The sequence below is a fragment of the Microcoleus sp. Pol14D4 genome (genome assembly GCF_036701245.1).
Lineage (GTDB): Bacteria > Cyanobacteriota > Cyanobacteriia > Cyanobacteriales > Microcoleaceae > Microcoleus.
In genome coordinates, this window is sequence record NZ_JAUBQM010000002.1 from 105427 (window position 1) to 124262 (window position 18836).

The 18836-nt window shown below is 43.6% G+C and carries 10 protein-coding genes; 5 read left to right on the forward strand and 5 right to left on the reverse strand.

Going from position 1 to position 18836, the window contains the following annotated elements; genetic code table 11:
- Positions 1 to 3: 3 nt before the first annotated feature.
- A complete protein-coding gene (locus tag QUA33_RS01715; protein WP_333145970.1) occupies positions 4 to 6078 on the reverse strand; it encodes an AAA family ATPase in 6075 nt (2024 codons plus the stop codon).
- A 633-nt stretch (positions 6079 to 6711) separates the two neighbouring features.
- The gene (locus QUA33_RS01720) at positions 6712 to 7194 is read right to left on the reverse strand and encodes an Hsp20/alpha crystallin family protein (protein WP_333145971.1); all 483 of its coding nucleotides are present in this window, start codon (positions 7192 to 7194) and stop codon (positions 6712 to 6714) included.
- 47 nt (positions 7195 to 7241) lie between these two features.
- Between QUA33_RS01720 and QUA33_RS01725 the strand changes: the two genes are divergently transcribed.
- Positions 7242 to 7424 (forward strand): hypothetical protein, encoded by a 183-nt coding sequence (locus tag QUA33_RS01725; protein WP_333097110.1) that lies wholly within the window; start codon positions 7242 to 7244, stop codon positions 7422 to 7424.
- Between the two features lie 343 nt (positions 7425 to 7767).
- Here QUA33_RS01725 and QUA33_RS01730 read toward each other — a convergent pair whose 3' ends face one another.
- The 3 genes from QUA33_RS01730 to QUA33_RS01740 form a co-directional block, all read right to left on the reverse strand.
- Entirely contained in the window at positions 7768 to 8718 is a 951-nt protein-coding gene (locus QUA33_RS01730; protein ID WP_333145973.1) for a PmeII family type II restriction endonuclease, read from the reverse strand.
- 74 nt (positions 8719 to 8792) lie between these two features.
- Positions 8793 to 9638: a TdeIII family type II restriction endonuclease gene (locus QUA33_RS01735; RefSeq protein ID WP_333145976.1), complete on the reverse strand. Its 846-nt coding sequence runs from the start codon at positions 9636 to 9638 to the stop codon at positions 8793 to 8795.
- Between the two features lie 158 nt (positions 9639 to 9796).
- Positions 9797 to 13006 (reverse strand): glycoside hydrolase family 15 protein, encoded by a 3210-nt coding sequence (locus QUA33_RS01740; protein WP_333145979.1) that lies wholly within the window; start codon positions 13004 to 13006, stop codon positions 9797 to 9799.
- A 111-nt stretch (positions 13007 to 13117) separates the two neighbouring features.
- Here QUA33_RS01740 and QUA33_RS01745 point away from each other — a divergent pair, with 111 nt between their 5' ends.
- The 4 genes from QUA33_RS01745 to QUA33_RS01760 all read left to right on the forward strand — a co-directional run.
- Complete coding sequence (locus QUA33_RS01745) at positions 13118 to 13255, forward strand: hypothetical protein (RefSeq protein ID WP_190657693.1); 138 nt, start codon at positions 13118 to 13120, stop codon at positions 13253 to 13255.
- Positions 13256 to 13462: 207 nt separating this feature from the next.
- Positions 13463 to 14194 carry a WecB/TagA/CpsF family glycosyltransferase gene (locus tag QUA33_RS01750; protein WP_333145982.1) on the forward strand — a complete coding sequence of 244 codons (732 nt, stop codon included), beginning with the start codon at positions 13463 to 13465 and terminating at the stop codon, positions 14192 to 14194.
- A 292-nt stretch (positions 14195 to 14486) separates the two neighbouring features.
- Complete coding sequence (locus QUA33_RS01755; RefSeq protein ID WP_333145985.1) at positions 14487 to 16205, forward strand: AAA-like domain-containing protein; 1719 nt, start codon at positions 14487 to 14489, stop codon at positions 16203 to 16205.
- Between the two features lie 89 nt (positions 16206 to 16294).
- Positions 16295 to 18836, forward strand: a 2542-nt coding sequence (locus QUA33_RS01760; RefSeq protein ID WP_333145988.1) for an AAA-like domain-containing protein, incomplete at its 3' end; no start/stop codon positions are given.

Consider the following 18836-nt stretch of genomic DNA (forward strand, 5'->3'; position numbering starts at 1 on the left):
TCCTCATCTAAACTGTTGAACAAATTCTACTAATTTGTCTTCTTCAAAGTTTTTGGTTAATTCAAGCAACTGATTGACAAAAGGTGCATAACGCATATCTATTGCCTTCAGCTTGCTGGCTCGCTTCTCAATACTGAGGAGTTCACCTTTCATGGCTAAATCGAACAGGACTGCAACTTCTTCCGAAGGGGGAGCAATCAGTGGTTGGTCTTGGATTTGGGAAGAGGCATCGGTGAAGATACCTTCTGAACTGAAAGTTGTTCGCTCCTCATAAACCCATTCTAAACCTAAATGGTTGCCCAAGCATTCTAATAACTTTTCTGCCCGAATAGGTTTGAGGAGAAAAGCGTTGCAACCAGCCTGGAAAATGCTGTGGGGATCGCCGGATAAAATGCTAGCAGAAGTTCCGATCGCGATTACATCCTTCAATAGAGGAATTTTTCTGATCCGCCTCACCGCTTCAAAGCCGTCCATCACAGGCATTACTAAGTCAATTATAATACAGTCCGGTTGAAATAACAGCGCTTTATTCACGCAGTCTTGACCGTCCGTTGCCTCCATTAATTCAAACCCAATGGGAGCTAAAAGATTAACTAGCACCGAGCGATTTTCCCAGCGATCGTCAACGACTAAAATTTTCTGCCGATCGCCTGAGAAACCCCTGATAATTTTTTCAGGTTCTTTTTGATACCCTTCCCAGCTTTCGGTAATAGGCAACTCTAACTCAAACCAGAAAATACTGCCTTTACCTAAAGAGCTTTGTACTTTCAGTTCGCCGCCCATCATCTCCACTAATTGGCGACTAATTGGCAGCCCTAATCCTGTCCCCTCTATTTGGCTAACTGAATCGCTGGCTTGCTCGAAGGGCAAAAATATTTTTGAGAGTTCGTCCGGCGCAATGCCAATGCCTGTATCTTCTACTTGGAAAATAAATTTCGCTGTTAGGGATTGGGGATTGGCGATTGGTGATGACAAAGATTGCTGAGTCTCCAGCCTGTCTACTTTAAAACAAACGCCTCCTTTTTCGGTGAATTTTATGGCATTACCGAGTAAGTTGATGAGAATTTGCCGCAATCTTTTTTCATCAGCTTGGACGCAAGTAGGAAGTGGAGTTAGCGGTTCGTAAATCAAAGAGATTCCCTTCTGTTGGGCGCGAATCTGGCAGATTTCAGTAATGCCTTGGAGAAAGTCTGACAGGTGAAACTCGGTGAGATAGAGTTCCATTTTTCCGGCTTCGATTTTGGAGAGGTCTAGAACGTCATTGATCAGAGTTAGAAGGTGTTCGCCACACTGATGAATGATGTTAATACCAGAATTTTGCTGACTGGTTAAACCTGTGTCTCGTTTGAGGATTTGGGTATAACCTAAAATGCCGTTGAGCGGTGTGCGAAGTTCGTGGCTCATGTTGGCAAGAAATTGGCTCTTGGCGCGGTTTGCGGCTTCCGCCGCTTGCTCGGCTCGCTGTCGCTCTTTAATTTCCACTTCTAGGCTCGTATTTTTTGCTTTTAATTCCTCGGTTCGTTCTTCTACTTTGACTTCTAATGTGTGATAGAGGTTGGCATTTTCTAAGGCGATCGCAGCTTGGCCCGATAGCATCCGCAACACTTCTACCCGCTTCGGCGTGAAAGCTCCAGCAATCACGTTGTTTTCTAGGTACAGGATGGCAGTTAACTTACCTTGATATAGGATAGGCGCACACAAAATTGATTTTGGTTTGTGTTGGGTAATGTAGGGGTCGGCGTTAAATATTTCCTCGTTGCTGGCATCATTTAAAACGACATCTTTCTGAGTTCTGCTGACGTAATTAAGTACCGAGATAGGCACTTGCCCAAAAGTTGATACTGGTAAAGATTGCAGCACTCGGATTTCATCTTTAGTTCCCGCCGCTTCTATAACAAGTTGACCCTGTTTTGAGAGAATAAGCGATCCAGTTTCAGCGCCTGCGTTTTCTATCAAAATTTTCATTAACTTGTTGAGCAAGTTAGGTAGAACAATTTCGCTAGAAATGGCAACAGATGCTTTCATTACAGTTGCCAAGTCTAGGAACTCTGTTTGAGCGCCTGTAATTGTCAAAGGATCGATTGTCATTGTAGGGTCGAAAGGGGTTTCAGTGACCGCAGGCGATCGCGCTATTAATTGCGGGTATTTTTCTTCTAGATCTTTAACTTTAGCTAAAGCTCCCCAGCGCATATAGGCATAATAAGCATCGGTCATGTAGGTTCGGGCTATCTTTTCTTTACCCCATGAAAAATAAAATTTAGCAGCGAGTTCGTGAGCTAGTGCTTCTTCGTTGATATACTCGTTTTCTTTAGCAAGAGCGATCGCTTTGTCGTACATCTCGACCGCTTCTAATTTTTCGCCTAAAACACGATGTTTTTCGGCCTCTACTAAATAAAATTTATGCAGATGATTCATTGGGGCATATTGCGCCCATTTTTGCAATTTTTCTTGATTGGCTTGTACTCGGTTAAGAATGTCCTGTTTGTCGGAATGCGAACTTTCAGAATACACAGCTAGCCTTACTAGAGAATCGTAGAAATAGAAGATAACAACAGTTAGCTGCCCTGTAGACGACCCGAAAGAACTTTCTACTTGAGGGATATTTTTTAAAGCTTCCGCGTAATTCTCAAACACATAACAAAGCGCAAGTTTGTGCAAGTATAAGTAATGAATTGCCAGTTGGTTGTTGGTTTGCTGATATAGCGGCAGCATTTTCTCTTCGTCGTAGGCTTCCCCCTTTAACTCGCAGAGGTTTTCGCTTCTTCCCATCATGTTTAAGACGGCTTGCCAACAGATTTTTGTATTATTAAGCGCTGTTTCTTGGCTAATTTTATGAAGGGCATCTGTATAAGTTGCTATCTCTCGTTCGAGCTGCATTAGTTGCTTGCCAACAAAAAACGAGTAATGACTCCACACCATGACGGCATAGCCAGCATATTCTAAATCTCCAGTTTCCAGCCCAGTAGAGAAAGCTGCCAGGAAAGGTTCTAAGGTATTTCGGACGTGTTCTTTCCAATGTTGAACTGCAGCATACACTAAGTGGCAAGTCTTGACTTCGATTTCTTTGGCATTTAACTTTGAGACTAGACGTAAAGCTAATTGGCCCAACTCATAGCCCCCCTCAATATCTCCTACCGCCCCGCAAAGAAGAAGACTATATACCGCATATGCAAAGGGAGACACAGAAGCATTGCCATATTGAACGGATAAATTGACCTGTTTGCATACTGTTAAAGGCACCAGTACCGGCATCCCTGAATAGCAAGCAGAAAATATACTTGACAAAATCCCGATCGCTGCTAATTGATAACGATCGGTCATTTCAGGGAGTTCGATTAAGTCCTCAATTCGGGTGCCACTCAAAATTGCCGCAGTTTCCCCCAGCGCCTGCCCAATATCAGATGGGTTTGGCGAGTCGGGAAACTCTACCTCCAACTGCTTTAAGACTTGCAGCCCCGTATTCAATGCTTCCAGCAGCTTGTTCTGCGCCATATAAGCTTGAATCTGGACTTTGTACACTTTTACTATGTCCAATAGTGTTTTGGCGCAGTTTTGTACTATCTCAACGAATCTCTGCATTCCGTCAAAATCACCACTCAAATATGCTGACTCTGCTGCTTCCTCATGCAGCATTAATGCCAATTCATATTGATTGTCCCAACTATCTACGGCTAGCAGAGATAAACCTACTTGCAAATATTTGACGGCGGAATCGTGGGCTGTAGCAGCTTTCGCTTTCTGACCTGCAATCAGATTCAATTGGGCTAGTTCATATTTTTGGGATTCACTGGTAAGTAAGTCAGTACCATAATTGAGTTGGTTAACTAAAGCGAAAATATTTTCTTTTCGGTTTTCGGGCGTTGTACTTTGCAGCAGCAGTTGACCAATTTTTAAGTGGGTCTCTTTTTTCTGCTCATCGGGAATCAAAGAATAGGCAGCTTGCTGCACTCTGTCATGTAAAAACTTGTAGTCAACCTTCACATCAGTTAAGGTAAAACCGCCGGATTCTTCCTGACTAAATACGAGGGGAATTTTGTATTCATTGCTCAAAGGTAAAATCAACCCAGCTTGAAGTGCTGCCCACAATTGCGCTGCCGTGACTAAGGATGATTCCTGATTGACAATCGCCAACACTTCTAAGTTAAAAGTGTTGCCAATACAAGCAGCAAATTTTAATACTTTTTGTGTATCTTCTGGCAATTTGCGTATATTTCTAGCAATCAGTTCTACAACATTGTAATCGGTGATGCCGATCGCTTGAATTTGCTCGATATTCCATTGCCAACCCCCCTTTGTCCCCCCTTGGTAAGGGGGGATTAGGGGGGTGAATTTATAAGTCAACAAATCTTCTTGATAGAGAGTTTTGAGGAGTTGACTTATGAAGAAAGGATTGCCCTGCGTTTTATTAAAAAGTAGAGACGCGAAATTTCGCGTTTTTACAGACAGGGATTCCGAACCGCCAGCTTCATTTAAAGTATCCGCAATTAATTCTTCGACATGAACCAGGTGTAATGGTTGAAGGACAATATTATTCACCGTCGCACCAGTTTGGCGAATCTTGTCAATTGTTTGAATCGTCGGATGAGTTGGAGAAACTTCGTTATCTCGATATGCCCCAATCAGCAATAAATACTTGCTATCAGAATCAGTTATTAGCAATTGAATTAATTTCAACGAGGCAGAATCCGCCCACTGCAAGTCATCGAGGAAGAGAACTAACGGATGGTCAACAGTCGTAAATACGCCAATGAATTGTTTAAAGACGCGACTGAAACGGTTTTGAGCTTCAGTTGCCCCTAATTCTGCTACGGGTGGCTGTTTGCCAATAATTAATTCGACTTGAGGGATAACATCAATGATGACTTGTCCGTTATCGCCTAAAGCGGATAACAGTTTTTCTTTCCAAATTTGGATTTCTACTTCGCCTTCGGTTAGAAGTTGCTGAGTTAAGGATTGGAATGCTTGAATCAGGGAAGCATAAGGAATATTGCGCTTGAACTGGTCAAATTTACCTGCAATAAAATAACCCCGCTGCCGCACAATGGGTTTGTGAACTTCATTGACCAAAACTGTTTTGCCTATCCCGGAATAACCGGAAACTAGCATTAATTCGGTGGTGCCACTGGTAACACGCTCGAAAGTTTCTAGAATTTTTTCAATTTCTTTGTCGCGACCGTAGAGCTTTTGCGGTATATTTAATTGCCCTGCTTTATCCGCACTTCCAACAACAAAGTTGGAAATATATCCGCTAGCCTGTAGCTTTATCAAGCAAGTTTCTAAGTCAAATTTTAGTCCCTCAGCGCTTTGGTAGCGGTCTTCAGCATTTTTAGCTAATAGCTTCATTGCAATCGCTGAAATTTGTGGTGGGATTTCAGGATTTAGCTGGTGAGGGGGAATGGGAGTTTTGGCAATATGGCTGTGTACCAATTCCAGCGGGTCTGTGGAATTAAAGGGCAACTCGCCTGTGAGCATTTCATAGAAGGTAACGCCTAATGAATAAAAATCAGTGCGGTAGTCAATTGACCGATTCATCCGGCCAGTTTGTTCTGGCGACATATAGGCGAGTGTGCCTTCGAGCAAATCTGGATGGCTGAGCGTCGAATTTTCTCGCTCCAGGCGCGAAGCGATGCTGAAATCAATAATTTGAACTTTTTCAGTGGCTGGGTTGATGATAATATTTTGTGGCTTTACATCTTTATGAATAATGTTATGTTTATGGATTTCTGCTAAGGCAGAGACAAGCTGGAGTCCCAAAGAAAGAAATTGAATGATTGTGAGTTTTTTACCCTTCATCCAATCTTTGAGAGACTCGGAGCATGAATCTTCTAATAGCAGTGCTAAACCGTTTTTATGGTTTTCTAAACTAATGGGTTTGATAATTGTTTCTACGTTCAAACTGTGCAAAATTTGATATTCGTGGCGCAAGCGGGTGATGTCAGAAAGAGTGGGATACTCAGCCTTTACCGTTTTGACGATCGCGCTGGAAAGGTCCGAATCCTTCCGAGCGCGATCGACTGAAGTTCTTATTCCGCTGTGGAGGGTTTCAACGAATTGATAGCCAGCTAAGTTGATAGTCATTGTTATTCTACAGCTCGTAAGGAAATTGAGCGTGAGGTTAAGGCCTGTTTTAAAACTTAATTATGATTGGAGCTGATTGTAACATAGTAATTTACTCAACAAAAGTGAGCTCATGTTTCGCTTCTGGCAATCGTGGCCTCATGAGAGCGCCGAGCGTGGATATGTTGAAAGAACGCATTCGCGATCGCATTTTGGAGGAGGCTGTAGCACTATGAGGCGGGAAGCAGAACGGCTGCAAGATATATTAGATGCAATAGCCGCAAGCGTTTTTCCCCAGAGTTTCTGATGACCGTAAAAGCGCCCTGTGGTCTAACATAGCCCAAGTTTCTTTATTCGCCACAGAAGTGGGTGGGGCGTCAGACTAAGGGATTTCAAAGCCTGGGATCGCGATTGGGTATTCTGCTCGTCTAGCTCTCTGCTGCATTTACTAGAAGCCTGCCTTGTAAGCGTTACTGAATTCACTGCGGGTGCAGGACAGTTGTAGGTAGTTTTTCGCTCGGCTTTCCCTAATAAAGAATACCGAGAGCAAGTGTAGCTCCCGGTATCAACTTTTCCAGTTCCGTTGTTGTTAAGTAAATCCAATTAGGCTCAATTTGGGAAAATTTGCCTCACTCGATTAAGCACAGCCGATCGTTATTGGTTAGCCTGTTCCAAAGCGGGATTTGCTGGAGTTCCAGCAATTTCGGCCAAATTAATCTTGACGACTTTATTGCGGGCTTCAGTTACTTTGGGCAGGGTTAGCGTTAGAATGCCATCTTTGTATTCAGCTTGCACAGAGTCGTTTTGAATGTGTGCGGGCAAGGGAAGCACCCGGTGGAATTTGCCATAGCGGAATTCTGAGCGGACGTAGCCAGATTTTTCTTCGGTGTTTTCGTAGCGGCGTTCGCCAGAGATAGAAATTGCTTCGCGAGTGACTTGAACGTCAATGTCTTTGGGGTCAATTCCAGGCAGTTGCGCTTTTAATACGAAATTGTCCCCAGCATCAGCAAATTCCACAGCGGGCATCCAAGTGGCTTCTGAGTTATCTCTCGTTGTTGCCCGTTGGTCAAAAACTTTATCGAGTTGCTGGCGGAGCGTTTCAATTTCTGTGAATGGTTGCCAATAGCGCATCAACATAATCTGTCACCTCAAAGATTGGTAAGACTTTATAACGAAAGTTTGGGTTGAAGCTCATTGCTTACAGTTATTATGATGCCGCTTCCGGGCGTGGGAGGAACAGTCAGGAAAACCCTACTCAGTTAGTCGTATTTGCTAGAATAAGTACGAAAGAAGCAGAATTTATTGGCAGTGAAGAAAACCGTACAAAGCTATTCCTAGAAACCGACAATACTGTGGCAACGCCATGATGCTCCAGCCTCAGAACTCTGCACGGCACGAGCGTTGCCGGAAGTATTGCCGGTGTTGCCAACCGCACCAAAAATGCGGTGCGGGTGATGATGTGTAGCAGACGCGTAAGGACGTGCAGGTAATCGCTCTTTCCCATAGCCATCGCTCGCTGTATGAAGGATCTCGCATAATCGCGGCTTTGCTGATTTACGGTATGAAAGGCTAAATATGCAACTCATATAAACCAGTATCCACAAAGCTTGGGGATTTTCAACTTATTTTTTTCATACCCTGATTAAGCAACGCCGGGTTTTGTCGTATGGGGTTTGTAGTAGCGCTTCTTGGCTAATGCAAAGCTGTCGCTCAAAATATATCTGCTATATAGTTAAAAACACCTTGACTTCCCTCGCCGTACTTCCCGATAAATTCATCGATTATTCGATCGCTACACCTTTCTATAGCTTCATCAATAGAACTTTGTGCTAAAATTTGACGAGCCGACTGACGCAAAACTTCAAACAGATTCACAGTATAGCGAGTATCTTCACTGACAAAATCCCACAGCTCTCGACCTATTAAAGTGATCATTTCCGAATTGGGCAAAATTTGCTTCAGCAAACCAAGTGTTACAGTTTTATTAGTTCTTTTACCGTAAGCTATACCAATATAAGCGCGATCGCCCTCGTGCATTTTTTCCTCAATTTTGGCAGCCCAATATACTATCGGGTCTTTATCCATATCATTCGGGCCGCTTTTTACCTGTATCCAGCATTTCTCGCCATCACTGGTAGTTTTAATTGCGTCCCATCCAGACTCTTCCGGTGGAATTTCTGCACTTTCCGAGCAAGATATCAAGAGTTTTTGAATAAAAAATCCCATTGAAGTGACAATAGACCTAGTAGCAGTCATATAAACATTGAGCCTGACAACTTCTTCAGGAGTGTCCAGATTTAACGCCCTGATTAAAAATGGGTTGGGATGAATTTTCCCTAAAGTCAGATTTTCAACCATAACTAGCTGTCGCCCAGTAAAATCTCGACAAATGCTGGCTAAAAAATTTTCCGCGATAGTAAGTTGCAGCGACAGTTGGCCTGAAGATATAAATGCTAAAATGCGTTCAATCTCATCGGAAGTAAATCTGAGCAGTCTTTTGCCAGAGATGCTGCTGATGCCGTTTCTGAGTGTTTCTGCTTGTAAGTTCAAAAATTCTTCTAACTCCGCAAAGTGACTGGCGAAAGAGCGAGACTTGCTAGCAGGCATTCCCACTTCTTTTTCTAAAACAAATGCTAATAATTCATGAAGCTGCTCTGACACTTTTATTTCTCCTAAACTCGGCTTTAACTATTACTTAAATTTAAATAGAAACCTGAGAAGAATTTCGTGCTTTACTAAAATCCAAAAGCAAGAGCATCAAGCATATACTTACCCTTCTCCCGCCCAACTTCTTGATATATATCCAAAAGTTCTTCGTAAGCAGTCTCTCCCCCTATAATATTCCAAAACTCATGCCCCATAATGACAGCTTGTTCAAAGGGCGTGTACTTCCTTGCCACTGGCCATTGAAAATCTGAACGATTTGGCCCGTACGGATTGTAAGCCATAGCATAATAAGATTGAGCATCGGGCCGAGACAGTCCGCACAGTAAATGATATCTCAGCAGTCGTTGAATTACCTCCAAGCATTGTCCTTTGTTGGGTTTCGATCCTTTAATTTCAAAGAAAAATTTCCTCCCGTCATGAGATAGCACGTACAAATCTGCTTTGACTTTGACCGATCGCGTAACTAAATGGTTAGTTTTTTGAGCCTCAAGAACAGCTTCTATCATTTCTTCAAAAGCAGGTTTATTTTCATTTTTGTCTGCTGACTGCTCAAATAGCGCTATCTGACGCTCAATTTCATGGATAGCCTCTATGCTAACTTCGCCAGAAATTTCATAGCTTCTGCTTGCTTCTTGGTGATGTTCCAAAGCAATGAGTTTTGCACATTCTTCATAAGTTGTGCCCAAGCTGCTGCTGAAACCTCTTTCAAACTCGTTAATCCGCAGCAACTCTGAGGGCATAATAGCAGCCTGAAACGGTTTCAATTGACCTTTAGAGGATTTGCATGATAAATATGCTGCTGGAATATCAAGTTTCGGTATTAGCCGTCCTCTGTATTGATTGACAAGGTTTTCGATGAAAACTTCTAAGTATGCTTTGATGATGGCGCGTGTAATTGAGCTAATAGCTGACATTATTTTACTGCCAATATTCAGTTTACTTGACTTGTTGCAAAAATGTAATAACTTTGTAGTTAGGACTTTAGCCCTTGCTGATGAGTTGGCAAAGAAAGGACGGAAGTCGTTACTACAAACAGGTCAATCGAGACTTGTATTAACCACCCGCCCTCAATCTATCCAAACTTCGTCAAGAATCGGAAAGCATCGAGTACGTGACTCGCACAAACGTAAGGCGAAGTATTGTAAAAAGCTTGCCAAGCCGCCGCTTTATCTTCGTCGTATTTACCCGCTCTTTCCGGGTGTTTTCCTTGCCAATTCAGCCGCACTGCGTGACCGACTAATACATCTAAAACGATGTATTCTTCTACTTGCAATTCTGGGTTGCGCTGGGCGATCGCCGCCAACTCCATCAGCGCCTCAATATTTACTTGCCGATATTCCGGTGCGACAATTTTATTCAGCAAATGCTCAATTTGTAGCGCAAAATTCTTTTCACCAGGCGTCATTTCCGATAATATAATATGGCTATCTAACCGATTGCGCCGCTCTAATTTATCGCCAATTATCAAGCCTTTGCAGTGCCGCAGTAGTCCCCAAACACTCGGATAAAAATCCTTCGGTACGCGATTGACTGTACCTTCCATTTGCCGTTTCCGGCGCCATCCTCCCCCAGGCATTGTTGGTTCTTCAGAAACTGGCGCTACTACCCATTCAATGTCTTTTTCCGGCTGTTTGACGCGCAGGGATTCTTGCTGTTTGAGGATTTGATTCATTTCCTCGTATTCCGTCAACACTTGGCGCAGGCGATTTTTGATTTCAAAGGGACTTAGCTGCATTAAATGTTCGTAAGCTTCATTTTGCGTAACTCCTAATTCGCGGGCAAACTCGCTAGTCAGCAGCAAAATAAAGTAGCTAACTCTTAGCGTCAGCAGGCCTTTAAATAACTGCGGTTCGGCTTTAATTAGCAGGCCAAGGTAGATGAGAACTTCTTGAGTTAGAACTCGATCGCGAATGTCTTCTCCGCAGAATTGGCGAATTTTGTCCATCACTTCCGTATAAGAACCCGGCCGCGAAATTATCGAATCTTCGCTGTAGGCTTTCCCCACAGCAATCTGTTTTTGCCGCACCAAAATGTCTGTCACCGCATCGGACAAACTGATATCAACTTTGTCCAGCAAACCTGCGGCATGACGGATGACTGCCCATTGAATTTTTGATTGCGAACTTTCTCCAGCTTTTATATAAACTTCGTTGAGCAAATCCACAACTTTAACTGTTTCTTCCGCTCCTCCAAATCCCGTATCAAAATTTAATCCTTTGAGGCGAACTAACGTGTGTAGCAACTCAATTTGTTCGTACAAGTTTTCTGAATCGCGCAGGCTACTTAGCAAGAATTGAGTATTAGTTTCGCACTCTAATTTAAATTCTTGCGTGTGACCCAAAGGCCAAGTTTTTTCAGGATTGTAAGTTAGATAGCTGCGCGTTTCTACTGCACCTGTCACCGGAGATTCGGTAAATTCAAAATCGTGCATGAAATCAATTCTTTCGGTGCCAGCAGTCAGCATAAACTGCTTAAGATTTCCGAGTTTAACTGGCGTGTTGTTACAGTGTCCATCGCGGAATTCCTTCATTAATTCTAGCAACGCTTCCCGGCCGGTTTCCAGCATCGTGTGAGTCAGCATCAGCGTTACCGTAGGGCGTCCCAACTGATACCAGTGGCGGTGAATGTGAGCTATTTCGCTCTTGATTTGAGCTACTAAAAAATGGTAATCTAAAGTTAAGTAAAACTCTTGTCTGTTCAAAAATGAGGGGAGAAATACGATCGCCTCTTCGCGAATTTTAAACACCCGAGAAGTTGTTAAACTCCGCAGGCGGCGCACGGGGCGGCCGCTTAAGCCTAATTGGTCGTTGCGTCCAATTTGCGTGTAAATAGCTGATAATTCTTTAGTCTGGCGGACTTGAATGGGTTCTACCTGTTTTGGGGTTTGGGTGGCAATGCCGTTAGCGGCTAATTCTGCTTGCAAATCTTCGTCTTCAGCTAACAGTGCAATTTGCACTAAAGGTTCTCTGTGTTGGCCCACTGAGAGGTGCCTTCCAAGCGGGTCGATGTCACCCACTGCGATTAATCCTTCGTTCAGCAATTGACCGAGAAAATACAAACTTTGCGCCCAAACGAGGGGAATATTTTCATTGGGTAAGCGCTGCTGGCTGCGGGGATTGAGCTTTTCTGCTTCTATATTTTCGGCGGGGACGTAGTACAATTCGGGTAGTAGTGGCAAACCAGAGCGATCGACTGCTAGAGATTCCAAACGCTGCTGGTACTCTTGCACTTGAGCTTGATTTCCTTGAAATATGCCATCCAAGAGTAAATAAGTAAAAAATAGCGGCCACTCGCATTCAATGTGCTCAAACTGCCTTAATTCTGTGGGTTCGTAGTGCAGGCGATCGGCATCTTCCAAAACTGTTTGGTGTCCGTCCCGCAGAAACCGCTTGCAGCCGTATTTTCCTTGCAATTTGTCAATAATCTTATTTCGAGTCCGTTCTATTAATTCTCGATCTTCCACAGCAAAAGCCGGAAAACTAATCACGCTCAATAAAGCAGCATCTACTTCTTTTGAACTAGATTCGCGAGGCAAAAGCGATTCCAAAGTTATGCGACTTCTGGCAATTTCGTCGGGCAAAACGTGAATAACTGATGCTTGAGAACCTTGAATACCGAACAAATCCAACCCATTTATTGCTTCCAGCGCTGCTTTGGCCATGCCAACTGAACTGGCGTTCAATTCTGCATTGCCGCGATTGATTTTATGACCTCTTTCCCAAATTCCGTAATCCGGCGTGCGATAGGCTCTACCGATGTAGTAAACTAAATTTTGCACGAAATTGACTTCATCTATTGTAAAAATTACGTGCAGCCCGGAAGCCGTCATTTGAGCAAGAATTAATAAGAATATAGATGTAGCATCTAACTGTAAATGTCCCCACTTGTCATCACCGACAACAATACTTCCCGTTTGAGTATTGTATTTAGCGTGCAGGGCATCTAGGGGCGACTGAGTATTTTTAAAATGTTCTACTTTGCTCGATTGCTGCATCATCGCAAACAGCAAGCCGCGCATCAGTTTGACTGTGCTGTGTTCGAGTTCAAAAGTCCTGCCCTGATCGCCATCAATTTTGCGGTAAGCTAAACCCAAACCCCAAACCGCGAGAATGCTGTACACGTTGTCGCGCACCCAGGCATCGGTGTAGTCGCCGTGGGCGTTAACGGCGGTACTCGCCGGCAGCAAACCAGTAATAGGATTTTGGCGCTTGAGGATGATGTTTTTGATTTGCTGGTAGTAATAATCCAACCTGGTTTGCCGCTGGGTTTTTGCGATCGCCATTTCGTTTTCCTTCTTTTTCCTGATGCGAGTAGATTTGCGGTGAATAGACTTTTAAATATATCAGATATTAGATCGTTTCTCAAGTTATCCAAACACAAAAAGGTAATTGCCATGTCTACCAAAAACCACAATAACAACAGCGTTCCTTTCGTGAAAGTTGTCTACTCTACAGTGAAAATTAATGGTAAAATTGAGCTAGTACCGATGGAATGGTACGCAGACGGCTCTGTCAAAAAAATCGAACACTAATGCTCGATCGCACTTGGCTGGCAAACTCTAATGAACTTGCGCGACCCGTCGCTTACAAAAAAACCGGTTTCTGGGCCACCGAACGATGACTTAACAGACTTTTGGTGGCACAAACCGGGTTTTTTGCGACCAAAACTGCTCTAGCGTCGATCGCCAATCTCAGCTAATTTAAATAACTAGGTGTGTAGGAATTTCAAAGAAAAAAATATGGATGGATCGCGCCCGCAATTTTCAGTGCTGGGACTACCAGTTCACATATTAGATGATTATGCAGGTTGGCTGATGGAGCGCCTGCATCAAGGGTTAGGAAGTCACGTCGTGACGCTGAATGCTGAAATGGCCATGCAAGCCGAGCAAAATCAGGCTTTAGCGGATGTAATCCGCAAAGCGGAACTGGTGATTCCCGACGGTTCGGGAGTGGTGCTGTACTTGCGGCTGCGTGGCAAACCGGCACAGCGCTATCCGGGGATTGAATTAGCAGAATCGCTGCTGCAACAAGCCGGAAAATTGCCGGATTCGGAACCACTATTTTTCTTTGGAGGTTCCCCCGGAGTGGCGGCTGCTGCGGCAGAAAATTGGCAGCAAAAAGTTAACGGATTGTCGATTGCTTCTCAACACGGTTATCTTTCCGCAGATGAAGAGAAAGACTTCCGTGAAAGCCTCAAACAAATGCAGCCCAAACTGATTTTTGTCGGCTTGGGAGTGCCGCGCCAAGAATTTTGGATTGCCGAACACCGACACCTTTGCCCTAATTCGATTTGGGTGGGAGTAGGCGGCAGTTTTGATATTTGGGCGGGAACAAAAAACCGCGCCCCGGCTTGGTTTTGCGACAATCATTTAGAATGGTTGTACCGACTTTATCAAGAACCTTGGCGGTGGCGCAGGATGTTAGCTTTGCCACAATTTGCATTGAAGGCTTTGGGAGATTTTCGAGGGTAAAAGTTCCCACTAGAATAGGGTTTACGGGAGTTATGGCTGATATTGCCGATCGCGCGTGAACCCGCCGCTACAATAATTGTGGTTAATTTACCTGACAGGATACAGTATATTCCCGTAGAGCTGCTAAACTTAATCTAGTAAGTAGATCGGCATGAAAAAACAATAATATCTTGTATGGGCGATCGCGAGCCAATATCTATAAAAGCCCGCAGCAAAGCCTTGTCCTCTTCACTAGATCTTCTTGGGGTCCAAAGGGAGTAATAGCGAATCACCTTTAGTCAAAGTCCCATTTATGAGTAGTTCCTCAAGAAAGAAAAAAACCATCTTGTTTTTAGCAGCGAACCCTAAGAACTCGACGGTTTTGCGTTTAGGTGAAGAGGTTCAGGAAATTGCCGATGGGTTGCAACGCTCTAAAAAGCGTGAAAAATTTCAACTTGAGCAACAGTGGGCGGTAACGCCACGAGATATGCAGCGAGCTGTACTCGATTATAAACCAGAGATTGTCCATTTTTCCGGTCATGGTGTGGGAGAGGAGGGTTTAGCTCTAGAGGATGAGACAGGAAAGATTAAACTGGTAAATGCAAAAGCTTTAGCAAGTTTGTTCGAGCTGTTTATGGATCGGGTAGAATGCGTGGTACTCAACGCCTGCTATTCGGACGTACAAGCGGCTGCGATCGCACATCATATTCCCTATGTTATTGGTATGAAGCAAGCGGTGGGAGATAATGCCGCCAGAAATTTCGCCGTAGGATTTTATGACGCACTGGCAGCCGGGGAATCTATAGAGTTTGCTTATAAGTCAGGCTGCGTTAGCATCAGTATGGCAGGTATCCCGGAAGAACTCACTCCTGTTTTAAAGAAGAAGTCAGATTTCGCTGACTTAGAGACAGCAGAACGAGCGATCGTTCCTGCTATTGACAATATACTTGAGGAGTCGTCCTCTGCGGTGACAAATGTGCGATCGCTAGTCTCGCCTGCCGTTTCTCTCGCCAATTTAGATAACCCAGAAGGTTCTGTTAGTTTCGATTCCCCCCTATATATCGATCGTCCTCCCCTGGAATCAGACTGCTACCAAACTATTGCTAAACCTGGCGCTTTGATCCGAGTGAAATCACCCCGTAAAATGGGGAAGACTTCTTTATTACAGCGCATTTTATACTATTCAAGAGAACAGGGACATCAAGCTGCCTATTTAAACTTTCAATCTGCTGATGGTAATTTTATTAGTAATCTAGATCAGTTGTTGCAATGGCTTTGTGTTGATATTACTAATGAACTAAATTTAGAAGATCGAGTAGCAGATTATTGGAAACAAGGGATGGGTAGCAAACAAAAATGCGGCAACTATTTTCAGCGCTACCTGTTAGCAACAATTACCACACCATTAACGTTAGGATTGGATGAAGTCGATCGAGTTTTTCAATATCCCCAAGTAGCGCAGGAATTCTTTGGTTTACTGCGGGCGTGGCATGAAAAAGGAAAAAACGAACCCGCTTGGAAAAAACTACGTTTAGTAATTTCCCATTCCAAAGAAGTTTATATTCCCCTCAACATCAACCAGTCGCCATTTAATGTAGGTTTATCAATTGAGTTACCCGAATTTAACCATCAACAAATTGTAGAGTTAGTACAAAAACATCAACTGAATTGGTCTGCCAGTCAGATAGAACAACTGATTGGAATGGTAGACGGGCATCCTTATCTGTTAAGAAAAGCCCTTTATGAAATTGCTCGCGGTTGTTTAACCTTAGAGGAATTTTTACAAAGTGCACCGACTGAAGAAGGAATTTACGGCGATCATTTACGTCATCATTTAATTCATCTCACTGCCGATCCAAATTTGGAAGCAGCAATGAAACAAGTAATTGCTAGTTCGGTTCCGGTACGATTAGAAGCCGGGCTAGCGTTTAAACTTCGCAGTAAGGGTTTAGTGAAGTTGCGAGGTAATGATGTGATTCCTCTGTGCAATCTCTGCCGCCTATATTTTAAAGACCGCTTGGGAGTTCATTAATTTGTACGTTGTTGCGCTTTAGCGCCAGATTTAGCGCTAAAGCGCAACAACGTACTTTTTTAAATAATTTAATTTTTGGGAGTTCGTTAATGAATGACAAACCCGATCTAAATTACGAATATCAAGTTGGTGGTAGCTTACCGATTGATGCGCCTACTTATGTTAGGAGACAAGCTGACCGAGATTTTTATGAAGGATTAATGGCGGGAGAGTTTTGTTACGTCCTCAACTCGCGACAGATGGGTAAATCTAGCTTGCGTGTGCAAACAATGGCTAGATTGCAGCACGAAGGATTTGCCTGTGCTGCCGTTGATATTACAGCAATTGGCACTTCAGATATTAGTTCTAAAGAGTGGTATTTTGGCATCATTGACTCGCTGGTGAATAGTTTTGAACTCTACAATAATTTCGATTCTTATGAATGGTGGACGAGTCACGAACTGGTGTCTCCTGTCCAACGTTTCAGCAAGTTTATCGGAGAGGTATTGCTGGAAGTTATTGATAAATATATCGTAATTTTTGTTGATGAGATTGACAGTTTATTGGCTTTGCCATTTAATATTGATGATTTTTTTGCAGTGATTCGTGATTGTTTTAACCAGCGTGCCGATAAGCCAGAATATAACCGTTTAACCTTTGCTTTGATTGGGGTAGCAACGCCTTCCGATTTGATAAGTAATCAGCTTCGCACTCCGTTTAATATTGGTCGTGCCATTGAGTTAACGGGTTTTCACTTAGCAGAAGCACAACCTTTGGCATTAGGCTTAGAAACTCAAGCAGAAAATTCTCAAGCGTTGTTAGAAGCGATATTATCTTGGACGGGCGGACAGCCATTTTTAACGCAAAAAGTTTGTAAACTGCTCAAAAAATATCTGAATTCCCAATCAATCGAAGCTCCCCTTGATTGGGTCGCGGATTTAGTCCAAAAAAAGGTGATTGAGAATTGGGAAGGACAGGATGAGCCAGAGCATTTGAAGACGATTAGAGACCGCATTTTACGCAGCAAACAACGTGCCAGTCGTTTGCTGGGGATCTATCAGCAAATTATGCAACAAAATCAGATAGCCGCTGATAATACTCCTGAACAAATGGAACTCCGCTTAACAGGTTTGGTAGTTAAGCAATCTGGTCAACTAAAAGTTTATAACCGAATTTATCAATCTGTTTTTACTGCTGATTGGGTAGAAAAACAATTAGCAAATCTCCGCCCCTACAGTGAAACTTTTAACGCTTGGGAAGATTCAGATTGCCAAGATGAATCGCGACTGTTGCGGGGTCAGGCTTTGCAAGATGCTCAAGCTTGGGCGGCCGGCAAAAGCTTGACCAATTTAGATTATCAGTTTTTAAATGCCAGTCGGGAATTCCAACAACGAGAAGTTGAACGAGATTTAGAAGCTCAGAGACAAGCTATTCTAATTTTGACTGAAGCGAATCAGACGCTAACTCAAGCACAGCAAAACGCATTAAAAATTAGGACTGTGACTTCGTTTTTTGCTGGGGTGGCTATGTTAGTGGCAACTGGAGTATCTGTGTTTGCTAGTTATCAAGTCACTCAAGCTAAGATTTTAGCCAATACCATCCAGGAAAGTGCTTTTTCTAATGAATCATTTCATTCGGGACAGACATTTCAAGCACTGCTGGAAGCCTTGAAAGCAGGGCAAACATTCAAACAACTAGATGCTTCCGCCGACACTACAATCAAAGAACAAGTGATGGTTGTACTGCAACAAGCAGTTTCCCAAGTAAAAGAGCGCAATAGTTTGCAAAGGCATAGCAAAAGTGTTAATAGCGTCGCATTTAGTCGAGATGGCAAGACATTGGCTTCTGCTAGTGATGACAACACCATCAAACTGTGGAACCTGCAAACCCAAACAGAGATTAAAACCCTCACGGGGCATAGCAATGAGGTCTATAGCGTCGTATTTAGTCCCGATGGTAAGACATTGGCTTCTGCTAGCAAGGACAAGACGATCAAACTGTGGAACCTGCAAACCCAAACAGAAATCAAAACCCTCACTGGGCATAGCAATGCGGTCTATAGCGTCGCCTTTAGTCCCGACGGCTTAACATTGGCTTCTGCTAGCTCTGACAAAACCATCAAACTGTGGAACCTGCAAACCCAAACAGAAATCAAAACCCTCACTGGGCATAGCAATGCGGTCTATAGCGTCGCCTTTAGTCCCGACGGCTTAACATTGGCTTCTGCTAGCTCTGACAAAACCATCAAACTGTGGAACCTGCAAACCCAAACAGAAATCAAAACCCTCACTGGGCATAGCAGTGCGGTCTATAGCGTCGCCTTTAGTCCCGACGGCTTAACATTGGCTTCTGCTAGTGATGACAAAACCATCAAACTGTGGAACCTGCAAACCCAAACAGAGCTCAAAACCCTCACCGGACATAGCAGTTCGGTCTATAGCGTCGCCTTTAGTCGAGATGGCTTAACATTGGCTTCTGCTAGCTCTGACAAAACCATTAAACTGTGGAACCTGCAAACCCAAACAGCGATTAAAACCCTCACCGGGCATAGCAATTCGGTCTGGAGCGTCGCCATAAGTCCCGATGGCTTAACATTGGCTTCTGCTAGCTCTGACAAAACCATCAAACTGTGGAACCTGCAAACCCAAACAG